This is a genomic window from Ruminococcus sp. OA3 (genome assembly GCF_022440845.1).
Taxonomy (GTDB): Bacteria; Bacillota; Clostridia; order Lachnospirales; family Lachnospiraceae; genus Ruminococcus_G.
In genome coordinates this window covers 340249-358037 of record NZ_JAKNTO010000001.1, presented here as the reverse complement: position 1 = coordinate 358037, position 17789 = coordinate 340249, and the positions used below count along the sequence as shown (strand labels likewise).

18 protein-coding genes and 1 pseudogene are annotated in these 17789 nt (G+C 49.0%); 14 read left to right on the top strand and 5 right to left on the bottom strand.

Annotation, left to right across the window (positions count from 1 at the left end; all coding sequences use genetic code 11):
• Positions 1 to 35 precede the first annotated feature (35 nt).
• The 4 genes from MCG98_RS01800 to MCG98_RS01785 are packed head-to-tail and all read right to left on the bottom strand — an operon-like array spanning position 36 to position 4650.
• Entirely contained in the window at positions 36 to 1193 is a 1158-nt protein-coding gene (locus MCG98_RS01800; protein WP_240300158.1) for a hypothetical protein, read from the bottom strand.
• Positions 1194 to 1240: 47 nt separating this feature from the next.
• Positions 1241 to 2653: an FAD-binding oxidoreductase gene (locus MCG98_RS01795; protein WP_240300157.1), complete on the bottom strand. Its 1413-nt coding sequence runs from the start codon at positions 2651 to 2653 to the stop codon at positions 1241 to 1243.
• A 2-nt stretch (positions 2654 to 2655) separates the two neighbouring features.
• A complete protein-coding gene (locus MCG98_RS01790) occupies positions 2656 to 3846 on the bottom strand; it encodes an electron transfer flavoprotein subunit alpha (protein WP_240300156.1) in 1191 nt (396 codons plus the stop codon).
• A 12-nt stretch (positions 3847 to 3858) separates the two neighbouring features.
• Entirely contained in the window at positions 3859 to 4650 is a 792-nt protein-coding gene (locus MCG98_RS01785) for an electron transfer flavoprotein subunit beta/FixA family protein (protein WP_240300155.1), read from the bottom strand.
• A 155-nt stretch (positions 4651 to 4805) separates the two neighbouring features.
• On the opposite strand from MCG98_RS01785, the gene MCG98_RS01780 reads away from it, so the two are divergent.
• From MCG98_RS01780 to MCG98_RS01760, 5 genes are all read left to right on the top strand, one after another.
• Positions 4806 to 5765 carry a sugar-binding domain-containing protein gene (locus tag MCG98_RS01780; protein ID WP_240300154.1) on the top strand — a complete coding sequence of 320 codons (960 nt, stop codon included), beginning with the start codon at positions 4806 to 4808 and terminating at the stop codon, positions 5763 to 5765.
• A gap of 199 nt (positions 5766 to 5964) precedes the next feature.
• Positions 5965 to 6585: a DAK2 domain-containing protein gene (locus MCG98_RS01775; RefSeq protein ID WP_240303364.1), complete on the top strand. Its 621-nt coding sequence runs from the start codon at positions 5965 to 5967 to the stop codon at positions 6583 to 6585.
• A gap of 36 nt (positions 6586 to 6621) precedes the next feature.
• The gene (locus tag MCG98_RS01770) at positions 6622 to 7626 is read left to right on the top strand and encodes a dihydroxyacetone kinase subunit DhaK (protein ID WP_240300153.1); all 1005 of its coding nucleotides are present in this window, start codon (positions 6622 to 6624) and stop codon (positions 7624 to 7626) included.
• Between the two features lie 22 nt (positions 7627 to 7648).
• Positions 7649 to 8533, top strand: coding sequence for a 3-hydroxy-5-phosphonooxypentane-2,4-dione thiolase (gene lsrF / locus MCG98_RS01765; protein ID WP_240300152.1), 885 nt, complete (start codon positions 7649 to 7651; stop codon positions 8531 to 8533).
• Between the two features lie 12 nt (positions 8534 to 8545).
• Entirely contained in the window at positions 8546 to 8866 is a 321-nt protein-coding gene (locus MCG98_RS01760; protein ID WP_240300151.1) for a hypothetical protein, read from the top strand.
• Positions 8867 to 8938: 72 nt separating this feature from the next.
• On the opposite strand, the gene MCG98_RS01755 is transcribed toward MCG98_RS01760, so the two are convergent.
• Entirely contained in the window at positions 8939 to 10369 is a 1431-nt protein-coding gene (locus tag MCG98_RS01755) for a trimethylamine methyltransferase family protein (protein WP_240300150.1), read from the bottom strand.
• A gap of 262 nt (positions 10370 to 10631) precedes the next feature.
• Between MCG98_RS01755 and MCG98_RS18910 the strand changes: the two genes are divergently transcribed.
• The 9 genes and pseudogenes from MCG98_RS18910 (at position 10632) to MCG98_RS01710 (ending at position 17788) form a co-directional block, all read left to right on the top strand.
• A complete protein-coding gene (locus MCG98_RS18910; protein WP_240300149.1) occupies positions 10632 to 11198 on the top strand; it encodes a helix-turn-helix domain-containing protein in 567 nt (188 codons plus the stop codon).
• 225 nt (positions 11199 to 11423) lie between these two features.
• The gene (locus MCG98_RS01745) at positions 11424 to 12521 is read left to right on the top strand and encodes an aminopeptidase P family protein (RefSeq protein ID WP_240300148.1); all 1098 of its coding nucleotides are present in this window, start codon (positions 11424 to 11426) and stop codon (positions 12519 to 12521) included.
• A gap of 53 nt (positions 12522 to 12574) precedes the next feature.
• Complete coding sequence (locus MCG98_RS01740) at positions 12575 to 13867, top strand: MFS transporter (protein WP_240300147.1); 1293 nt, start codon at positions 12575 to 12577, stop codon at positions 13865 to 13867.
• A gap of 6 nt (positions 13868 to 13873) precedes the next feature.
• A complete protein-coding gene (locus tag MCG98_RS01735; protein WP_240300146.1) occupies positions 13874 to 14659 on the top strand; it encodes a threonine/serine exporter family protein in 786 nt (261 codons plus the stop codon).
• Entirely contained in the window at positions 14656 to 15120 is a 465-nt protein-coding gene (locus tag MCG98_RS01730) for a threonine/serine exporter family protein (protein WP_240300145.1), read from the top strand. The genes MCG98_RS01735 and MCG98_RS01730 overlap by 4 nt, the downstream gene beginning before the upstream one ends.
• A 150-nt stretch (positions 15121 to 15270) precedes the next feature.
• Positions 15271 to 15765: pseudogene (locus MCG98_RS01725) on the top strand (O-acetyl-ADP-ribose deacetylase); the annotation flags it as partial.
• Between the two features lie 33 nt (positions 15766 to 15798).
• Positions 15799 to 16581, top strand: a complete 783-nt coding sequence (locus MCG98_RS01720; protein WP_240303363.1) for a tyrosine-protein phosphatase — start codon at positions 15799 to 15801, stop codon at positions 16579 to 16581.
• Positions 16578 to 17324: a metallophosphoesterase family protein gene (locus tag MCG98_RS01715; protein WP_240300144.1), complete on the top strand. Its 747-nt coding sequence runs from the start codon at positions 16578 to 16580 to the stop codon at positions 17322 to 17324. The genes MCG98_RS01720 and MCG98_RS01715 overlap by 4 nt, the downstream gene beginning before the upstream one ends.
• A 104-nt stretch (positions 17325 to 17428) precedes the next feature.
• On the top strand, positions 17429 to 17788 hold the full coding sequence (locus MCG98_RS01710) for a BlaI/MecI/CopY family transcriptional regulator (protein WP_240300143.1): 360 nt from the start codon (positions 17429 to 17431) through the stop codon (positions 17786 to 17788).
• Position 17789: the final 1 nt, after the last annotated feature.

Here is a 17789-nt window from a genome sequence, read left to right as displayed (position 1 = left end):
AGGAAATGCCTGCAATCCTTCCGCCATGTCTTTTGTCAGGCTCTTTTTCTGATCAGATGTAAAATGAAGTGTACGATAAACGGTATTCCCACGGCAATCAGAGTCGCATATCCGAGATAGGAATAGCCGACCTTTACGAGCGGCAGCAGGCCGAACTGTGCGATCGCGAATGCGAGCAGGGTGAACAGAAGAGATGCAAGGGTGCTGCGCTTCATGCGTTTTGTGCGCGCCGCGTCCTTAGACTCTTTTTTCTCGAGCTGCCTGACCACACGTGTCACGATGCCGGCAATCATATTGACACCAGTGGATACGGAGCCCAGTATGATCAGGATGGAAATGATCGGAGTCAGTACTTTGGCACCGACGCCGCTGTTCACAAAAAGAAGCATCGGTACGGAAGCTTCCGCCAGTCCGTCATTAAATGCGACTGCGAGCATTCCGATGATCGAGAGCATGATAGTTGCTGTATTGACCACGAACATATAGATCATGGAACGCGTCACCTGCTTCTCTTCCGAGAGCGGTTCCACGTGCTGGTACATCAGACCGATGGAAGCCAGCTGGAACAGTGCATACACGATTGCGCTCCACAGGGCGCTGCCAAGGCTGCCGCTTTCTTTGGATGCGACGGGAACAAGCCCCGAGGCCAGCTGACCGAAAGAGCTACAGATGCTGTCCCACTGCGCGATGATATTCGGTACAAGCACGACGAGAAGCCCGATAATGATGATGACAGAAAGTGTGGATGCACATTTTCTGACGATGGCGGTACCGAACATGGCAACGAGAAAAATGAAGATTCCTATGATCAGTGTACAGAGCCAGTAGGGGATGCCGGTCAGCGTGTTGAGCGTTGCCCCCCCTGTTGCAAAGGCTACGGCTGGTGCCAGAAAGATCAGCATCAGGTAGACGATTTCATACAGGTTGGAGAATACCGGGCTTAATTTTCCATAGAAATGATTGGAAAAGCTTCGGTAGTCGTAGGTATGGTTACGGAATGCATAGCGGAGCCCGTACCAGAAAAACAGTGACAGCAAAAGCTGTGCGACGATCGGCATGAAAATGCCCCAGAGACCGTAGTTGATAAAATACTGGTAGAGCTGTGCACCGGAGGCGAAACCGCCGCCGAATTGTGTAGTAAATGCTACGAATGCGATGCCGACCGCAAGCGGCATCCTGTCTTTGCTTATCATATAGTGTCCTCCCTCTTGGAGAGCTGCGCCGGGCAGCTCCTTGTCTTTTATTTGTATTCGATGATCTTACCCGGATTCAGGATCAGTTTATCGTCAAATGCCAGTTTGACAGACTGGTACAGCTGATACATCCGGCTGCCGATAAAATCTTCAAGAAATTCCAGGCGTCCGTTGCCGATCCCGTGTTCTCCAGACAGCTGTCCGCCTAGCTCTTTGCTTTTGGCGTACAGTTCCTTCAGACATGACAGGGTATTTGACTTCCATTCCTCATCTGACAGATTATTGCGCAGCATTTCGGTGTGAATGTTTCCATCCCCGGCGTGACCGCAGACGATGACACGGATCTTGTATTTCCTGCCGATCTCCTGTGCCGCCTTTACGAAGTCTGCGATGCGTGCGCGCGGTACGACGACGTCGCACTCTTCCTGTGCGTCGCTGTCGGCCTTCATGCCTTCAAGGATAGCGGCACGGGCTGACCATACGGAACCGATGCGTTCCGGTGAATCGCAGATCTTGACGTCGATGGCATCCATGTCCATTGCTATCTCGCATGCCATCTCACAGGCTGTGTCAACTTCATCAGTGGAAGAGCCGTCGTACATGACGATCAGAAAATCAGAACCTTCCTGAACAGGAAATGGTTTGTTCAGGCGCCTGTCCACGATATCCGTCAGTTCCCGCTCCAGAAATTCGATGGCGGTGGGAACATAGGGGGTCTGCAGGAGTTTTGGCACGGTTTCGATACACGGTTCGATGGATGAAAATGTCATGACCAGTGTGCGTGTGCAGTTTGGCGCGGGGATCAGGCGAAGCGTTACCTTTGTCACAATGCACAGTGTCCCTTCGGAGCCTATTATTAAATCTTTGATGTCATATCCGGTTGTGTTCTTGGCGACATTCGACGAAAACTCCACAATGGAGCCGTCCGGAAGGACTGCCTCCACACAGCGCACATAGTCGCGGGTGACTCCGTAACGCACAGCCCTCATGCCGCCGGCATTTGTAATGACGGTTCCCCCGATGGAAGCTGTGCGCTCTCCGGGGTCCGGCGGGTAGAAAAGACCTGCCTCAGCAGCCTTTTCTGCAACGTCGGTGAGCAGGGCGCCGGATTCGGCGGTTATCGTCAGGTTCTGTGTATCTACATTTTCAATGTGGTTCATGCGCATCAGCGAGAGCATGATGCCCCCGTATTTGCAGGTTGCACCTCCCGCCAGACCGGTTCCGGCACCTCTGGCGGTTACCGGAATGTTGTGTTCATGTGCGTATGCCATGACGGCGGACACCTCTTCCTTTGAGAGGACCTCAATATAGATGTCCGGCTGATGCCAGCCGTATTCCGGCATCTCGTCGTGGTAATATTCTTTGGGGATTTCATCTCCGATACAGACGCGGTCGCGTGACACCGTTCGGATCAGATGAGCCATGTCTTCTTCTGTTATTTTGTGATAGGGGTACGGCATGGTCAGAACTCCTTTCCTGCGCGAATCTGCGCGATCAGTGACGGGATGACTTCGTACAGGTCATCGACGATACAATAGCTGGCGACGCTGAAGATCAGTGCTTCGGGGTCGTTGTTAATGGCAATGATACATTCAGAACCATTCATACAGGAGGTGAACTGGATCGCTCCCGACACGCCGCAGGTGATCATCAGTTTCGGTTTGACGGTCCGCCCGGAAAGTCCGATCTGGTGCGCGCTGTCACCGTATCCCGCCTCTACCATTGGACGGGTAAAGCAGAGCTGTCCGCCGAGCAGGCAGGCCAGTTCCCGGAGCATTCCGAGGTCTTTTTCATTTTTTACACCGCGCCCGGCAACGATGAGGACTTCCTCCTCCTCGATAGATTTTGTTCTTCTGATTGTGCTGCGTTCTGTGACGTCGATGCGTGAGCGGACCATGTCATCTGTTACCTCGCAGTGTATGATGTTTCCTGTGGGATGCGGCGTTTTTTCTGCGCGGTCCATGACTTTGTAGCGCACCGTGGCAAACTGCGGACGGGACTGGCTGATCAGGATCTGAGCCATGATATTTCCGCCGAATGCGGGGCGGATCTGAACCAGGTCGGAATTGTCCCGCATCTCAAGCTGCGTACAGTCCGCAGTCAGTCCGGTGTGGAACCGCGTGGAAAGACGCGGCGCCAGGGAGCGTCCGAGTGCTGTGGCCCCAATCAGCACGACGGATGGCTTAGTGGATGCGATACAGTCCGCAAATGCATCCGTATAGCAGTCTGTCTTGAATGAGGATAGCCCTTCGTGTTCGTATACGTAGATGTTATGTACACCGCAGGATATTAGCTTTTTTGCATTTTCTGCGGTACCCGGGCCTCCCAGCAGGATACAGTTCACATGGTAGCCAACTTGTCCGGCAAGCTTTCTCGCTTCTCCGATCAGCTCATAGGCGACAGGGTGAATGTCGTGTTCCTCCTGTTCAGCGTAGATTAAAATATCCCGCCATTCCTTTTTATCCACGGTACCGGCTTTCTGCTCAAAACGGATTGCCTGCTGCGGACAGCATTTGATGCAGACACCGCACATTCTGCAGGACTCACCCACCTGAATGCCGGAGGACTCCATGGTGAGCGCCTGGAAGGGACAGTTCCTGATGCATTCCTCGCACAGGTCGCATCGCGCGGCATTAAAATTTAAAAAATCCATATGCGCTCCTTTCTAGGGCAAAAATTTTTTCTTTCTCAATAAATCAAACAGCTGTCCGGATTTCTGTGCGGTGCTCCCGGTAATATAAACCTGTTTTTCCGCCTTTGGAGGTGCAAATATCCGTTCTACAGTTGTAGGAGAGCCTACAAGGCCATAACGTGTCAAATCCCTGTCGGGCATATCATCGAAGGAAAGGTACCGGACCGGACGATCTGCGGTGGCTTTTTTCAGACGATAGGATGGAAGGCGGGGCACGAAAATATCTTTATCCACGGTGATCAGACATGGATAATCCATGGAAGAGACTTGTGTAACGCTGAACAGGTCCTGACGGACTGCAATGGACTTTCCGGAAACAGAGCAGATTTCACTGACCCAGGCTGTGTGCGGGATTCCAAGATGCTCCGCGACTGCGGGCCCGATCTGAGAGGTGTCTCCGTCTGTCGTCTGCTTACCGCAGATGATCAGGTCATAATCTCCGATTGCGTGGATTCCCTGAGCCAGGGTATAGGAAGTGGCGAGTACGTCAGAACCCGCAAACTTCTTGTCTGACAGGATAACGGCGTCGTCAGCGCCCATGGAATAGGCATCTTTCATCATCTGCTCCGCCTGAGGGGGTCCCATGGTCACGGCGGTCACGGTTCCGCCTGTCTGTTCTTTCAGACGGAGTGCAGTCTCCAGAGCAAACAGATCATAAGGGTTCGTCTTGGTCTGCGAACCAAGCCTTTTCAGAGTACCGTTTTCAGGATCGATCTCTACCTGGCTGGTGGCGGGCACCTGTTTGATACATACAATTATTTTCATTCTGTGTCCTCTCTTCTTTGCTTTAAAGCTTTAATGCATTGAATAACAAGATTATAGCATAAGTACATTGAGATGTCACTTGGTTTTGTTTGACACATTTGTGAATGCGTGATAAGTTAATTATGTAACATAAAATAACCGAAGAGAGAGTGACAATGAACAGCAGAGAGCGTGAAAAGATAGATAAACTGATACAGATTTCCAGGATGTACTATGAGCAGGATATGAAGCAGAGTGAGATTGCAAAAGCATTCAGTATTTCCCGCCCGCTGATTAGCCGAATGCTCAGGGAGGCGAGGGATATGGGAATCGTCAGAATCGAGATCGGATCACCGGAAGAGGGAAATCAGGTGCTGATGAATCAGGTCTGCAGCCATTTTTCCATTGCCGGAGGCATTCTGGTCCCGAACGGAATGAATGATGTGGACACCAATGACCGGATCGCGGGCATGACGCTGGAGTTTCTCCAGGGGTTAAAGCAGGAGAACTTTGGGTTGGGATGGGGGCATATCATCGGTACTCTGATCTCGGAGATGGAGAGGCGTGAGGCTATGAAAGGCATGGCCAGAAGCGTATGCCCACTGATGGGAAACAGCGAGGTCTCTACGAGAAATTATCATTCTAATGAGCTGGTGCGCATTTTCGCCAGCCGAACGGATGCAAGGCCGGAATATATCTATGCGCCGGCGTTTGTGACCATGGAGCAGGAACTGAAGCAGTTTCAGACACTGGAAAATTATCATACACTGGAGGCGGCGTGGAGACAGCTGGACGTAGCGATCGTGAATATCGGAAACTATCCGTCCACACCGGATTTTGCATCTGAGGCCAGATACGGGGATGCGCTGCGCAGGCAGCGTGCCGTGGGGCGTGTTCTTAATTACTTTTATAATGTAAAAGGAGAGATTATCCAGTCGGATATGGATTATGCGATACGGATTCCTCTGGAGATCCTGAAGGATACGCGATTTGTGATTGGGCTTTGCTCTTCACATATCAGCGAGAAAGCAGTACTTGGCGCATTACGTACGGGCTACCTGACACATCTGATCGCGCCGGAGATCCAGGTCCGCAAGGCACTGCAGATGTCTGAGGAGAGCCGGGAACAGGTATAATTGAATATGATAAAAGTAACATATGTAACACTTTTAGGCTTTTGCGAAGTTTAAAAGTGTTACTTTTTGGCTAAAATGCACAGAATTACGGCAGAAAATGTATCATGAGTTACGCAAAAATAAAAATGAATTGATAAATGTAACAAATAATGGTAACATGAAGTTACAAATGATACTAATAAAGGGAAAGGAGAAAAAGATGGTGCTGGACCGGAAGATATTTTCTGATATGATGCTGGCTGTGGCCAGGCTGTGGAAAGAAAACAGTGATTATCTGAGCAATATTGACTCAAAATTCGGTGATGGTGATCATGGAATTACAATAGCAAAGATTGCGGCTGTTCTGGAGAAGGACGTGGCTGGGTGGGGTGATAAGAGCATACAGGAGTTTTTCAGCGATCTGGGTGATGACATTATGGCAGTCAGCGGAGGAAGTGCGGGACCGCTATACGGAACCATGATAGGCGGCCTTGGGGCAGAACTGAAAGACGAAACAGAGGTCACTCCGCATCTGCTGAAGGCAATGCTTCGTGCAAGCCTGAGCGAAATGCAGGACATCTCAACAGCGAAGGTTGGTGATAAGACAATGATGGACAGTCTGATCCCCGCAGTGCTGGCAGCAGAAGCAGCCGGGGACAGTATTGCGGAGATCCTCGAACGGGCTAAAGAGGCGGCAGCACAGGGCGCCAAAGACAGCGAACAATACGTAGCCAGATTCGGCAGGGCGAAAAGCTATAAAGAACAGACGATCGGGACACCGGACGCGGGGGCGGTGAGCACGGCAATCTTTTTCGAAGGGTTGGCAGAAGGCATCAAATAGTACAGGGGAATACGAATGAATCAGGAGGATATGGGTATGGCAATGAAAAAATTTATAAATGACCAGGCAAATCTGACACCGGAACTGCTGGAAGGCTTTGCAGCCGCGAACAAAGACCTCGTTACACTTGGTCCGGACAGAATGATTATCAACAACAAACTGGAAACTGCCGACCGTGTTACGATTGTAACGCAGGGCGGGTCCGGACATGAACCCGCGATCAGTGGTTTTGTGGGAGAAGGTATGGTGGATATTTCTGTAGTCGGCGACGTGTTCGCAGCGCCAGGACCGCAGGCTTGCATTGACGCTGTCAGGATGGCTGATAAAGGAAAAGGTGTGCTCTACATAGTGCTGAACCATGCGGGCGACATGCTGACCGGGAACCTGACGATGAAAGGGTGCAAAAAGGAAGGTCTCCATGTTGTTAAAGTGGTGACGCAGGAAGATATCTCCAATGCACCGCGTGAAAACAGTGAGGACAGAAGAGGTCTTGTGGGATGTATCCCTACGTATAAAATAGCCGGTGCAGCGGCAGCAGAAGGCAAGAGTCTCGAAGAAGTGGCGGCTGTCGCACAGCGCTTCGCAGACAATATGGCAACTCTTGCAGTGGCAGTCAAAGGTGCGACACACCCGGCAACCGGAAGTGTACTGGCAGATCTCGGTGAAGATGAGATGGAAATCGGTATGGGCCAGCACGGTGAAGGTGGCGGGGGACGCCAGAAGATGAAGACCGCGGATGAGACAGCAGAGATCATGATCAATGGTCTGATCAGTGATCTCGATATCAGGGATGGCGAGAAAATCATGCTGATCCTGAATGGAACGGGTGCCACCACTTTGATGGAGCTGTTTATTATTTACAGAAAATGCGAGCAGCTGCTGAAAGAAAAAAATATCGAGATCGTGGCAAATTATGTAGGAGAGCTGCTTACTGTCCAGGAGCAGGCCGGATTCCAGATGTTTATGGCGAGAATGGATGATGAACTTCTCCGCTACTGGAATGCACCGTGCAGCACACCTTACCTTAAGAAATCATTATAATAATAGGAAGAGGTAGCTTATTATGGCAGAGAAAGAAGGCAATAGACTGGCGAAAAATTTTCATCTGGATACCCCGCATGTGAATCACGCCTTTCATGTAAAAGGGGCTGACCATGCGGAATGGGGAATGAAAGACAGGCTTTCGCGTATTTTCAGCCCCAAGACAGGCAGAACGGTAATGCTGGCGTTTGACCATGGATATATCATGGGACCGACAGCGGGGCTGGAGCGGCTGGATCTTGTAATTCCGGCGCTCGCTCCCGGGATTGATGTGTTTATGGCTACGCGGGGTGCACTCAGGACCTGTGTGCCCCCGACATTTAACAAAGGAATAGCCCTGCGGTGCACGGCGGGAAGCAGTGTGCTGGATGACGATATGAGTCATGAGGTCATTGGTGTGGATGTGGAAGATGCGATCCGCATGAACGCGGCGTGTATGGCGGTACAGATATTTATCGGATCTTCCGGCGAAAAGACATCGATTCAGAATCTGTGCAATACGATAGACGCCGGCAACCGATACGGAATCCCGACTCTTGGCGTTGTGGCTGTGGGGAAAGATATGGAGAGAACTACGAAGTTCTTCCTTCTGGCGACCAGGATGCTGGCAGAATTCGGAGCACATATCGTGAAGACCTATTACTGTGAGAACTTTGAACAGGTTGTGGCTGCATGCCCCGTTCCTATTGTAGTTGCGGGAGGAAAGAAGCTTCCGGAGGAGGAGGCACTTACGATGACGTACCGTGCGATAGCTGAGGGAGCTGCCGGAGTGGATATGGGACGCAACATTTTCCAGGCAGAGGATCCTCTGGCGATGACACAGGCGGTTGCCAGGATTGTTCATGAGAACTATACGGATAAAGAGGCATATGAGTTTTATCGGGATACGGCAAAACAGTCAAGATAAGGAGGATAGTTTATGGCAGCAGAATTCTTGCATATTGGGATACCGGTTACCACGAAAAAACCGGGGATGGATTATAACGAAGAACTGAAGATCTGGACAAGCAATCCGGATGATTATGAATTCAGGATTGAGTATCTGAAGTTCGAGGAAGGGACTTGTTTCCCCGAGATCATGCACAAGAATCCGCATGTGGCCTATCAGGTGGATGATATGAAGCCGTATCTGGATTCGGCACAGAGCGTGATCTTTCCGCCCAGGGAGATAGGACCGGGCGTGAGTATCGCATTTATTACGGTGGATGATACCATTATTGAATTGTTTGTGGAGAAGTGATATCAAGAGCTTTGACTTATAAATTTAAAAATATTCCGCTCAACTGTGTGAGCGGAATATTTTTTTACCATTTTATAACAATTCTTTTTCTGCCGCAGCCAGTATTTTCTCAACTTCAGCTGTGATCTCAGGTTTCGTTTCCGGAACTTCATCATTCTGGATCAGTTCGAGTGCGCGTTCAGCGGCGCGTTTGGCCAGCGAGACTTCTCCGCACTTGATCCAGTCAGCCCATACACTGTCAAAGCCAATAGACGGCTGGAAGACTTCCTCGTGGAGGTGATCGATGGTGTGTTCCTGCTCAAGGAAGGTTTCCTCATCATGGATCACATACTCCAGGGCCTCAAAGCCCATTTCATCCTCGGTGATCGCAAATGGTTTCTTGGCTTTACGGATCATGGCAATGATCTCATTGTCCAGCACGAGCTGGCTTAAGGAACAGCACATTACGCTTGCAGTGCTTCCAAAACCTGTGATCAGGGTTGCGCCTGCAAGTCCAGGCAACATTGCATTGATCATCTTTTCATATCCCGCCTGTTCGTCCATTGCACAGCTTGTACAGGAAAGTCCATAGACGTCTGACAGAAAACCGCAGTGGTTTGCGAGCTGTACCGCCAATGCGCTTGAGATGCCGGTCTCAGGCAGTCCGAGTATACTCTGGCTGTTCTTCATATTTGCAAAGAATGTTCTGGAACCGTAGAACAGCACGCAGTCCGGATTCATAAGATAAGAGACACAGGCAAAAGCCAGGATTTCCGCGTGAGCCTGTGCGACTGTTCCGGCTACGGACAACGGGGAAGTCAGTCCACCCATCGGTGCCGCCAGGATGCTCACGGGAATACCAGCGCGTACGATGTAGCTCATGGTGTCTGTGATTTCTTTTGGCAGAAACAGGGGGGATTCCGGTGAAATGCCCACCATACCGATCGGATTGTCTGCCAGGGCACTGCCGCCGTAAACTTTAAAAAGTTCTGCGATATATTTTGCATTGCTGGCGAGTGAGATTCCCGGTCCGTAAATCGGTTTATGGGAATATTTCAGCATGGTAGCTGTCTGTCTCAGCTGTGTGACTGCGGACGGAATTTCACTCGGGTAAACCAGAGCACACGGAAGATCCAGTTCAGGAAGCTGATTCATAACGCGGATGGTGTCGATCAGGTCTGTGAGCATTCCATTACGGCGTTTTCCCGTCTTCATATCCGCGATCCAGGGCGCTCCTCCTGTACTGTGCACGAACGTCTTGCCGATTTCCATTTCTTTTTTCATGCCGGTCACGGCCGAAGTCATGGTTACACGGCCCTTCTGCGCTTTCAGCATGTCTCCGATTAATGTATCTGTAAAGCAGATGCGATCGCCTTTCTCGGTACAGCCATGCTCGCAGAGCAATTTCCGAATATCGGGATCCTCAATGCGCATACCAAGGTTTTTCAGTATTTTCATACCATACTGATGCAGTTTTTCAATCTGTTCTTCACTAACATAATTTAACTGTGGTACAAAATTCATAAATAGCCCTCCAGAAATTTGTGTGTTTTTACATGAATCGTGTGCGAAATGAAAATGATATTGTGCATAATCACGTCTTTCATTTGACTTCATGATATCCCGTTAAAAACAATTTGTCAACGGAATTGTGAAAAAATGTAAAATATTTTCATTTATATAAAAAAGTAAATAATTTATTGAGAATGCATTTATTTTTATACGGTTATGGTGTATAATAGACAAAAAGGTAACATGATCACAAATACAGAAAGGGGGGGAAACAGTGGGCAATCTTGACAGGATTGGAAGCAGTATCCGTAGCCTGCGCAAGTCCAGGAAAATGACCCTGCAGAAGCTGGCGAAAGAGACCGGATTGTCTACCGGTTATCTGAGCAATATTGAAAGAAATATAACCAGCCCGACACTGATGAATATACAGAAAATATGCGAGGTATTTAACAGTTCACTGGGAGATCTGCTGGAACGCAACGCCGAAGAGAAAATCATAATCCGCAGGGAAGACCGTGATATAACGATCGATGAAGAGCACAGCATGCGCATCGAGACGATTGATTTCGGCATTGAGAATGCGAGTTTTCTGGTGTCAGAACTGCCGCCAATGTCAGAGACCAGCAAAGAGTGGTGGACCCATGAGTTCGGCGAGGTCGGGACTGTGATAGACGGGGAACTTACGATGGATATTGACGGAGAAGTGTTTGAGCTGAAAACCGGCGACAGCGTATACGTGAAAGCGCATACAAGGCATTGTTACTACAATAAAAGTGAAACAAACGCAAGTGTGTCCTATTGGTCCAGGATATGGGATGTTAAGGAAGAAGATTCAGAATGAAATGCTTCGTGGCTGTGAGAGAAATCTCACAGCTTTTTTTGTGCAGTTTTTATAAGAATACAGTTTCTTTTAAAACAAATTGACTTTTCATATTATGTATGATGATTTTTTGAAAAATCATAAAATTGATATAAAAATGGTTGCTGAAAACTAAAAAACATGATAAAGTAATTATAAGAATCATGTGCGTGAAAAAAATTAATAGAATTTAACAAGGAGAAAAATATGGATGTATTAAGAGTAAGACAGTTGAAAGCCTGTGAAATTCTGAAAAAGTCCGGATACGATAAAGCTATTATCGGAGACCCCATGTCGATCAACTATCTGACGGGGATACATATCATTCCTTACGAGAGATATTATGGTCTGGTGCTGGATGCCAGGACGCAGAAGCTTACCATGGTTAATCCGACTGTGGATACAGGATGTATGAAAGGCGTCGTTCCGGAAAAAACTTATCTGGATGAAGACGGTCCTGCGGATATGATACGTGAGGCTGTGGGAGACTGCACGAAACTTGCGGTGGATAAAAAGTATTTTTCCATGCAGATCGGGGAAATCTTTCATTCACTGGATTGTCAGATTGAAGATCTGGGAGAATGCATCGCACAGCTCCGGATGTATAAAGACGAAACAGAAATAGAAACGATGCAGTTTGCAGCGAAGATCGTCGATGAAGCTGTCGGTTATGTATCTGATAAGATCAGGCCGGGGATGACAGAGAAAGAACTGAATATGATGCTGTATGCATATATGGCTTCTTATCCCGGGTTTATTACAGATGAGTTCATCATCCTGGTACTGGCTGCGGCAAACTCGGCAAATCCACACGGTGTCAGCGGTGATTATGCATTTCAGGAGGGTGACATTGTATTGATGGACTTCTGTGCATATTACAATTATTACTGGTCAGATATTACACGCTGTCTCTTTGTCGGGAAGGTTGGAAACCCGAAGCTCGCGGAAATCTATGACATTGTACTCCGGGCGAATCTGACCGCTATCGCGGCAGTGAGGCCGGGTGTAAAGGCATCAGACGTTGACAGGGCGGCAAGAGATGTGATCACGAAGGCCGGATACGGTGAACTGTTCCTGCACAGGACGGGACATGGACTGGGACTTGACGTCCATGAAGAACCGTACATTACATCTGTCAGTGATCTGGTGCTGGAGGAAGGAATGACGTTTACGATCGAACCGGGTATCTACATTGAAGGCGTAGGCGGTGTGAGGATCGAGGATGACATTCTGGTGACGAAGGATGGCTGCCGGACGCTGACTTCAAGAACGAAGAAGCTGGAAGACCAGATTGTGCGGTACTGACACATGACTTGGAGGGAACAAAGGGAAAAAGCAAATGTGACTGGGAGGAAGCTATGGGAGAAGTAACTACGGGAAGTAAACTGAAAAAGAATATGCCGACACTGATAATTCTTATCATATCGGGGGCACTGATTTATGCACTGCCTTATTTCAGAAGTTATTATTATGATGCGTTTGTGGAATGCTTTGGCATTACAAATACACAGATGGGTGCGCTGGGAAGTGCATTCGGCGGGTTCAGTGTGTTTGCATATTTTCTCGGCGGGTTCTGTGCAGACCGCTGGCCGGCAAGACATCTGATGACGATCTCACTGGTGACGACGGGTATCTGTGGGTTCGTGCTGCTACTATTTCCACCGTATCCGGTAGTGTTTGCAATTCACTGTATCTGGGGAATTACATCTATTTTGACATTCTGGAGTGCGCTTGTAAAGGCAATCCGTTCTCTGGCAAATTCAGATGAGCAGGGAAAGGCATTCGGATTTTTTGAAGGCGGACGTGGAATTGTTAACATGGTACAGTCTGCCATTGTACTGGCACTTTTTGGATACCTGGCGAAAATAAGTACGGATAAGACGGCTCTTTCAGCAGTCATCATTATCTATTCGGTAATCTGTGTTCTCCTTGGTATTCTGGTCTTCTTTATGTATAAAGAGCCGGCGCGATCGGAGGGTGAAGAAGGACCAAAGAAACTTTTTGATATGAAAATCCTGAAACGTGTGGCAAAAATGCCGACGACATGGCTGCAGATATTAATTATCTTCTGTTCTTATGCCATGATCATCAGTTATTTTTATATCACACCGTATGCGACTTCCGTATTTGGAACATCGGCAGTCATTGCTGCTGCGCTTGGATATTTTTCACAGTATTGCCGTCCGGTAGGGTGTTTTGCATCAGGAATTTTTGCGGATAAATTTGGTTCTTCCAAAATCCTGTCAATTTCTTATGTGATTATGATCATCGGCATTTTTGGAATTATCTTTACACCGGGGCAGCCGTCCATGATCTGGATGCTGCTGGTATTTATCGCGGCGATTTATGCATCGATGTATGCGATCCAGTCCATGCATTTTGCGATCATGGAAGAGGGAAATTACCCGCTGGAGATCACCGGCACCGCAACAGCTATTATCACACCGATCGGTTACAGCGCGGAGTTCTTCATGCCGGTTATCGGCGGCATGTGCCTGGACCGCTGGGCAGGAGCGATGGGTTACAAAGTATTCTTTGGAATTCTGGCAGGGCTTGCTGTTATAGGTCTGATTGCAAGTATCGCATGGATGGGACTTACGAAAGAAAAGAGAATGAAGATTCAGGCGGAGAAAAAAGGCAGAAAAGCTTAATGAATTATGGATCAGTATGATAAATTTGTATTGGATACTGCGGTAAAAGCGGGGAGGATCCTGCTGGCATGCGGCGCGGAGATCTATCGTGTGGAGGAAACCATAAAAAGAATCTCCCGGTACTATGGAATGGATGCCAGCAGCTCCTTTGTACTCAGCAGCGGGATTTTTCTTACTGCTGAAAATCAACAGAATGAAATTTATGCCCAGGTGAAACATATTCCACTGGCCAGTGTGCAGCTGTGCAAGGTCGCAGAAGTTAACAAATTGTCCAGAGAGATTGAGGAGGGGCGATGGACGGTGGAGGAAGCCTGGGTGCACCTGGAAGAGATTGAGCATATGGCAGGGAAGCGTGCGCATACCAGGGTGGCGGCCTCCGGTCTGGGAGCCGCCTGTTTCTGTTATGTAGCCGGCGGGAATATCTGGGACAGTCTGGCGGCATTTACGGCAGGACTTCTGCTGTATGTCTTTATTCTCTGGGCAGAAAAGCGGGAGCGCCCCATGTCGAAGATCGTACTGAACATTGCAGGAGGCTTTCTGGCAACATTTTTTTCGGTAGTTTTGTACAGGGTGGGACTGGGCAGCAATCTTAGTTCAATTGTAATAGGAGCTATTATGCCGCTGCTTCCTGGGGTATCTTTTGTCACGTCTATCAGAGAGCTGGCAGACTCCAATTATATCGCCGGGGCTGTCAGGATGCTGGATACTCTGATCGTGACATGTGGTATTGCAATAGGGGTGGGACTCGTTTACATTCTGTATCACAGGCTGACAGGAGGGATCATGTTATGATCATGACTGTGTTGTTCCAGTTTATTGCCGCCTGTTTTGGGACGGTCGCTTTCTCTATCATGTTTTATGTGCCGAGAGAGTATTATCTGTACTGCGGGCTGATTGGCGGGGGCGGCTGGGTCATCTGCTGGTGTATCGTACATTATCTGAATTTTTCGAATATTACCGGAACCTTTATAGCGACTGCGTGTGTAGTGTTTTTGTCGAGAGTCTGCGGAACCGCACTGAAATGCCCGGCGACACTGTTTATGCTGTCGGGGATTTTTCCTCTGGTACCGGGCGTGGGGATTTACTGGACCGTCTATTCGATGATAATGGGCGATATGCAGGAGTGCTCCCGGTACGGACGTCAGACGTTATGCCTGGCGGCAGCGATCGTTCTTGGCATTATCTTTGTATTTGAAATTCCGCAAAAGGCAATCGCCAGAATTGCGGGTGTATTTAAAAGGAAGAAGAGCTGAATGAACAGGGCTGCTGCGGTTTGTAAGGACCGCAGCGGTCCTTTTGTTTTTTATCAGCTTAGAATCGGGTGGAGAAAAAAACCGGAGGATGATAGAATATAGATAGTCGATAACAGTCAGAACAGGAGACGGAAAGGAAGTGCCGGAGTTATGAAACTGAAGATCATTCTGGGGGATATAACAAAGACAGAGAGTGATGCAATTGTAAATGCCGCAAATACATCGCTTCTTGGAGGGGGCGGTGTGGATGGAGCCATCCACCGTGCGGCAGGTCCTGAGCTTTTAAAAGAATGCAGGGCGCAGAACGGGTGTGAGACGGGAAGGGCAAAACTTACCGGGGGTTATCGCCTCCCGGCAAAGTATATCATACATACGCCGGGACCGGTATGGAGAGGCGGGAATCACCGGGAGAGGGAGCTTTTGGAGAGCTGCTATAAGAGCTGTCTCTCACTGGCGTCAGAGTACGGATGCAGAAGCATTGCATTCCCATCGATCAGTACAGGGATTTACGGGTTCCCACTGAAGGAAGCCGCCAAAATCGCTGTACGTGTGATTCTGGAATATTGTGCGGTACATCCCAGGCCGGAGCAGGTGACGATGGTCTGCTTTGATGAGGGGACAAAACAGTGGTATGATGCCGCATTAAGTGAGTGGGAGAAAGAGATTGGTTTATCGGGGGTGGAAAATGCCAGGCAGCTGGGAGGCTATCGGTGTGCTGACGGAAGACGCATCAAAGACGGCGTGCTGTTGAGAAGCGGGAAACTTTCAGGAGCGACGGAGGAAGATATTCAGCTGCTCACCGGGAGATATCATCTGAAAAAGGTAATCGACCTGCGAATGTCGGACGAATGCAGGGAGGCGCCGGACCCTGATATCCCGGGCGTAAAGTATTTCCCCATTGGCCTTATGCAGGAAAACAGAAATGATCATGAGGTGCATGAAATGACCGGCATGTATACAAAAGACCCTGCCAGAGCAGTGCTGCAGATGGCGCTTTCCGGGCTGATGAATGGAAATATGTATCTGGGACTTGCCTTTGACACGTACTCACAGGCGGGATTTAAAAAGTTTTTTCAGATACTTCTGGATTATGAGGACGGTGCAGTTCTGTTTCACTGTACCGGAGGGAAAGACCGCGCTGGAACTGCGGCAGTGCTGCTGCTGTCAGCATTGGGGGCGGACCGCGAAGTGATACTCAGGGATTTTGCGCTGACAAATATTGTGGAAAGCGGCAGAATTGCGGACATTATGAAGGAGGCACGAAAACATACAGATGATCTGGAGGTACTCGGTATGGTTCGTTCCCTGGCGGGAGTGAATCCTGAATATATGGAGCGTATGCTGGATGCAGTTCTGGAACGGTATGGTTCGATGGAACAGTATCTGCTGGAGGCATTTGCACTGGGGCCGCAAGAACTGCAGCTGCTCAGAAACCGTTATCTGGAGGGGAGACAGATATGATATTTGTAACAGGAGACTGTCACGGAGATTACCGCCGCTTTCGGGAAGCGCTGTTTCCGCAGCAGAGCGGGATGACAAAAGACGACTATGTGATCGTCTGCGGAGATTTCGGCTTCTGGGATACATCGGAGGAGGGACAGTACTGGTTTTTGAAGTGGCTGGAGGCAAGGCCGTTTACCACGCTTTGGCTGGATGGAAATCATGAAAACTTTGATCTGCTGAAAACGTATGAGACATGTCAGTGGAACGGAGGAATGGTCCAGTTTATCAATCCGTCACTCATCCATCTGATGCGGGGGCAGGTGTATGAACTGCAGGGAAAAAGGGTCTTTACGTTCGGAGGTGCCCGGAGCCACGATATCTCAGGGGGAATACTGGAAAGGGATGATCCACAGCTTGAGGAAAAGAAACATCAGCTGGAGAAGGAGAACAAACTCTACCGGGTTAATCATCTCACATGGTGGAAAGAGGAAATACCTACGGAGGAGGAGATGGAAGAGGGACTGAAGAATCTGAAGCAGTGCGGATGGCAGGTGGATGTGATCCTCACGCACTGCTGTCCGGACAGCCTGCACCGGGAGATTGACGGCGGGTGGTATGAGTCGGACCCGTTAACGTGGTATTTAGAACAAATCAGGAGTAAATGTGATTTTAAACGCTGGGTATTTGGGCATTATCACAGAAACTGGATCGCTGACGAGCGGTCGGCGGGGTTGTATGAGGAGATCGTACGGATGGTCTGATGAGGAAGTTTATTATGTCAAAGTCTTCTGTTGACAAAAGAAGACTATTGTGATAGTCTGAAATAAAGATAAGACTATTACGATAGTCTGGAAGGGAGACTTTTATGGATATAAAGCTTTTTGACTCCGAATTGAAGGTCATGGAGGTCCTGTGGGAGCGGGGGAGAATACCTGCCCGGGATGTTGTTTCCGTATTGTCAGAGCGCATAGGGTGGAACAAAAACACAACGTATACCGTCATCAAAAAATGCATTGAAAAAGGTGCGGTTCTGCGGGAGGAACCTGGGTTTATTTGCAGTCCGCTGGTCACGAGGGATGAGGTTCAGCAAAGCGAGACGGAGCAGCTGATCGATAAGATGTTCGGTGGTTCCAGTGAACTGTTTTTCTCTGCATTTTTAAAAAACCAGGGGCTCTCGGAAGATGAAGCTGCGAGGCTGGCCCGTATGATAAAGGAGGCGAAATAGA

What these genes read in the sequence shown, in the direction of transcription:
- MCG98_RS01800 (WP_240300158.1), bottom strand. Translation starts at nt 1,193, where the DNA reads ATGATAAGCAAAGACAGGATGCCGCTTGCGGTCGGCATCGCATTCGTA.
- MCG98_RS01795 (WP_240300157.1), bottom strand. Translation starts at nt 2,653, where the DNA reads ATGCCGTACCCCTATCACAAAATAACAGAAGAAGACATGGCTCATCTG.
- MCG98_RS01790 (WP_240300156.1), bottom strand. Translation starts at nt 3,846, where the DNA reads ATGGATTTTTTAAATTTTAATGCCGCGCGATGCGACCTGTGCGAGGAA.
- MCG98_RS01785 (WP_240300155.1), bottom strand. Translation starts at nt 4,650, where the DNA reads ATGAAAATAATTGTATGTATCAAACAGGTGCCCGCCACCAGCCAGGTA.
- MCG98_RS01780 (WP_240300154.1), top strand. Translation starts at nt 4,806, where the DNA reads ATGAACAGCAGAGAGCGTGAAAAGATAGATAAACTGATACAGATTTCC.
- MCG98_RS01775 (WP_240303364.1), top strand. Translation starts at nt 5,965, where the DNA reads ATGGTGCTGGACCGGAAGATATTTTCTGATATGATGCTGGCTGTGGCC.
- MCG98_RS01770 (WP_240300153.1), top strand. Translation starts at nt 6,622, where the DNA reads ATGGCAATGAAAAAATTTATAAATGACCAGGCAAATCTGACACCGGAA.
- lsrF (WP_240300152.1), top strand. Translation starts at nt 7,649, where the DNA reads ATGGCAGAGAAAGAAGGCAATAGACTGGCGAAAAATTTTCATCTGGAT.
- MCG98_RS01760 (WP_240300151.1), top strand. Translation starts at nt 8,546, where the DNA reads ATGGCAGCAGAATTCTTGCATATTGGGATACCGGTTACCACGAAAAAA.
- MCG98_RS01755 (WP_240300150.1), bottom strand. Translation starts at nt 10,369, where the DNA reads ATGAATTTTGTACCACAGTTAAATTATGTTAGTGAAGAACAGATTGAA.
- MCG98_RS01745 (WP_240300148.1), top strand. Translation starts at nt 11,424, where the DNA reads ATGGATGTATTAAGAGTAAGACAGTTGAAAGCCTGTGAAATTCTGAAA.
- MCG98_RS01740 (WP_240300147.1), top strand. Translation starts at nt 12,575, where the DNA reads ATGGGAGAAGTAACTACGGGAAGTAAACTGAAAAAGAATATGCCGACA.
- MCG98_RS01735 (WP_240300146.1), top strand. Translation starts at nt 13,874, where the DNA reads ATGGATCAGTATGATAAATTTGTATTGGATACTGCGGTAAAAGCGGGG.
- MCG98_RS01730 (WP_240300145.1), top strand. Translation starts at nt 14,656, where the DNA reads ATGATCATGACTGTGTTGTTCCAGTTTATTGCCGCCTGTTTTGGGACG.
- MCG98_RS01715 (WP_240300144.1), top strand. Translation starts at nt 16,578, where the DNA reads ATGATATTTGTAACAGGAGACTGTCACGGAGATTACCGCCGCTTTCGG.
- MCG98_RS01710 (WP_240300143.1), top strand. Translation starts at nt 17,429, where the DNA reads ATGGATATAAAGCTTTTTGACTCCGAATTGAAGGTCATGGAGGTCCTG.